This window comes from Nitratireductor aquibiodomus NL21 = JCM 21793 (assembly GCF_000615975.1).
In the GTDB taxonomy this organism is placed as follows: Bacteria; Pseudomonadota; Alphaproteobacteria; order Rhizobiales; family Rhizobiaceae; genus Nitratireductor; species Nitratireductor aquibiodomus.
This window is the reverse complement of sequence record NZ_BAMP01000171.1, coordinates 1-2,414: the sequence shown is the minus strand read 5'-3', so window position 1 is coordinate 2,414 and position 2,414 is coordinate 1. Positions and strand designations below refer to the sequence as shown.

The 2,414-nt window shown below is 66.0% G+C and carries 2 protein-coding genes and 1 pseudogene; 2 read left to right on the top strand and 1 reads right to left on the bottom strand.

Going from position 1 to position 2,414, the window contains the following annotated elements; genetic code table 11:
- Nucleotides 1-689 (top strand): N-acetylmuramidase domain-containing protein (locus JCM21793_RS22905; protein WP_025031852.1); only part of this gene is annotated, 689 nt, incomplete at its 5' end.
- A gap of 130 nt (nt 690-819) precedes the next feature.
- Complete coding sequence (locus tag JCM21793_RS22900; protein WP_025031851.1) at nt 820-1,458, top strand: 2-dehydro-3-deoxy-phosphogluconate aldolase; 639 nt, start codon at nt 820-822, stop codon at nt 1,456-1,458.
- 70 nt (nt 1,459-1,528) lie between these two features.
- Here the strand turns inward: JCM21793_RS22900 and JCM21793_RS29605 are convergent.
- Nucleotides 1,529-2,414, bottom strand: a pseudogene (locus JCM21793_RS29605) (DUF882 domain-containing protein); the annotation flags it as partial.

Genomic DNA, 2,414 nt, shown 5'->3' with positions numbered 1-2,414 from the left:
GGGCGGAGGCGCGGGCGGCGGGGCTGGCTTCGCCGGAAGCCGGCGGTGTCGCCAATCCGCGCGGTCAGGCCGAACGCTGGGCGCTTTTTGAGAAGGCTGCGCGCATGGACAGAAAGGCCGCGTGCGAATCCGTTTCCTGGGGGCTGGGGCAGGTGATGGGAGCACACTGGAGCTGGCTCGGCTTTGCCGATGTGGAGGCGCTGGTGGCCGAGGCGCGGAGCGAGACCGCCGGGCAGGTTCGCCTGATGCTGCGCTACATCGAGAAGGCGGGGCTGAAGGAGGCCCTGACTGCGCGGAACTGGGCACGGTTTGCGCGGGGCTATAACGGGCCGGGCTACAGGCGCAACCAGTATGACCGGAAGCTCGCCCGGGCCTACCGGGCCTATGCGGCGCGCGAAACATCCGGCGCTGGCGATCTGCTACGGATCGGTGCACGGGGCGCTGCGGTGGAGCGCCTTCAGGCTATGCTATGCGCACTCGGCTACCCGGTGGTCTTGGACGGGGTGTTTGGCGCGCGGACGGAGATGGCCTTGAGGCGCTTTCAGAAAGAGGCAGACCTGATTGCAGATGGCGTGGCGGGAGGCGTGACATGGAGAGCGCTGCAGAACGCGCTGCCTTTTCGCGGTTTGCTGCGGCGCCTTTGGGGCCGGTTGACCGGCTTCTGGACGCGTTTGCGAACAGACAATTGAGGTTTGCGGCTTGCCAGTTTTGGGAGAAAAGTGTTCATGGGCGGCGAAATACGTGATTGAACCGTTTTAATGGTGCGGTTTCGCCGGAAATCTAGAGGCTTTGAGGAGACGTGTGCACATGAACGCTGCCATGCAGAAGAAGAACGAGGTGCTGCTGGCGATCCTGGAAGGTCAGCCGGTGATGCCGGTCTTGAAGATCGACCGCCTGGCGGATGCCGTGCCGCTGGCGCAGGCACTGGTGAAGGGCGGGTTGCCGGCCATCGAAATCACGCTGCGCACGCCCGACGCCATCGACGCGATCCGTCTCGTCAGCGAGGAAGTGCCGGAGGCGATTGTCGGTGCCGGCACGATCCTGACCTCGAAGGACTTCTCCTACGCGGTGGCGGCCGGTGCGCGGTTCATCGTCAGCCCCGGCATCACGCAGGAGCTGCTGGATGCTGCATCGATGTCCGAGGTGCCGTTCCTCCCGGGTGCAGCGACGCCGAGCGAGGTGATGGCCGCGCGTGAGGAAGGTTACAGCCTTCTGAAGTTCTTTCCGGCCGAGCAGTCGGGCGGCGCGCCTTTCCTGAAAGCCCTTTCCTCACCACTCGCTTCCATCCGTTTCTGCCCGACGGGCGGTGTCTCTCCGAAGAATGTGCATGACTATCTGTCCTTGCCGAATGTGATCTGCGTCGGCGGCTCCTGGGTCGTGCCCGACAAGGCGATCGAGGCCGGAGACTGGGCGTCCATTGAGGCGCTGGCTCGTGAGGCAAGTGGCCTGAAGGGCTGAAAAAGCCTGTTCTCAAACGAAAAAAGCGGGGCCCCGGAGCCCCGCTTTTTTGTTGTCTTGCAGGCCTGCCTCAGTTGGTGCGGAAGCGGGCCATGGAGATGAAGTTCACGGCCTTGCCGCTGAAGCGGGTGGCGTCCGCCACGGTGATATCCTGCTGGAAGCCGGTCGTGTAGACGGTCTCGGGCGAACGGACGAACTCACTGTCGAATGCCGGCGGGTGGGTCGGGCGCGCGGCTTCGGTCAGCATGGAGTTCCGGCTGAGCGCGCGGCTCGGCGCCTCACCCCTGCTGGCGACCACGACGGGCTGCGCATCGCGGATCACGTCAGCCGGGCCGGGTTTGGCCGATTTACGGGTGCTGCGTGCACGGCTTTCGTGGTGCGTTTCCGTTGCCTGATCCGCACGGGCCAGAAGCGCCTTGCGGGGGGAGGCTGAAACGGGCTGTCCACGCTCTTCCTGCAGGGCAATGGCAACTGTTTCAGGTTCCCTGTCGGCAGCGAGGGCGAATTCGCTCTGCGACGCTACGGGCTCCGCCTGCGGGCGCGGTTCGGGAAGTGCGGCGAGCGTGAACTCGTCGGCCACGGCGCGGGCGGGCCGGCTCGACGGAACCGGCAGATAAGCGGCCGTTGTAATCGGCTGCGCGGTCTCCGCGTCGTCGGCCAGAACGCCGGCAATGGCATCCGGTGCATCGGTCTGCGCCGAGGCTATCTGCACAAGAGCTTCCTGGGTCGCGGCGTCTGGCGCATATTCCGGGCGGCGTGTCGGGATCGGTATATTCGCGGCCACGAGAACCGCGGTTCCGGCCTGTTCAGGCGTCGCCTGCTCGGTGATGGCCGGTGCTTCCTCGACAGGCTTGACCTCGAAGGGCAGGGACTGGCCCACGGCCACATCCGGTCGCGGTGCTGCACGTGGTGTCGGCAGGCTGCGCTGCGGCAGGGCCGCGAGGATCGTGCTCGGG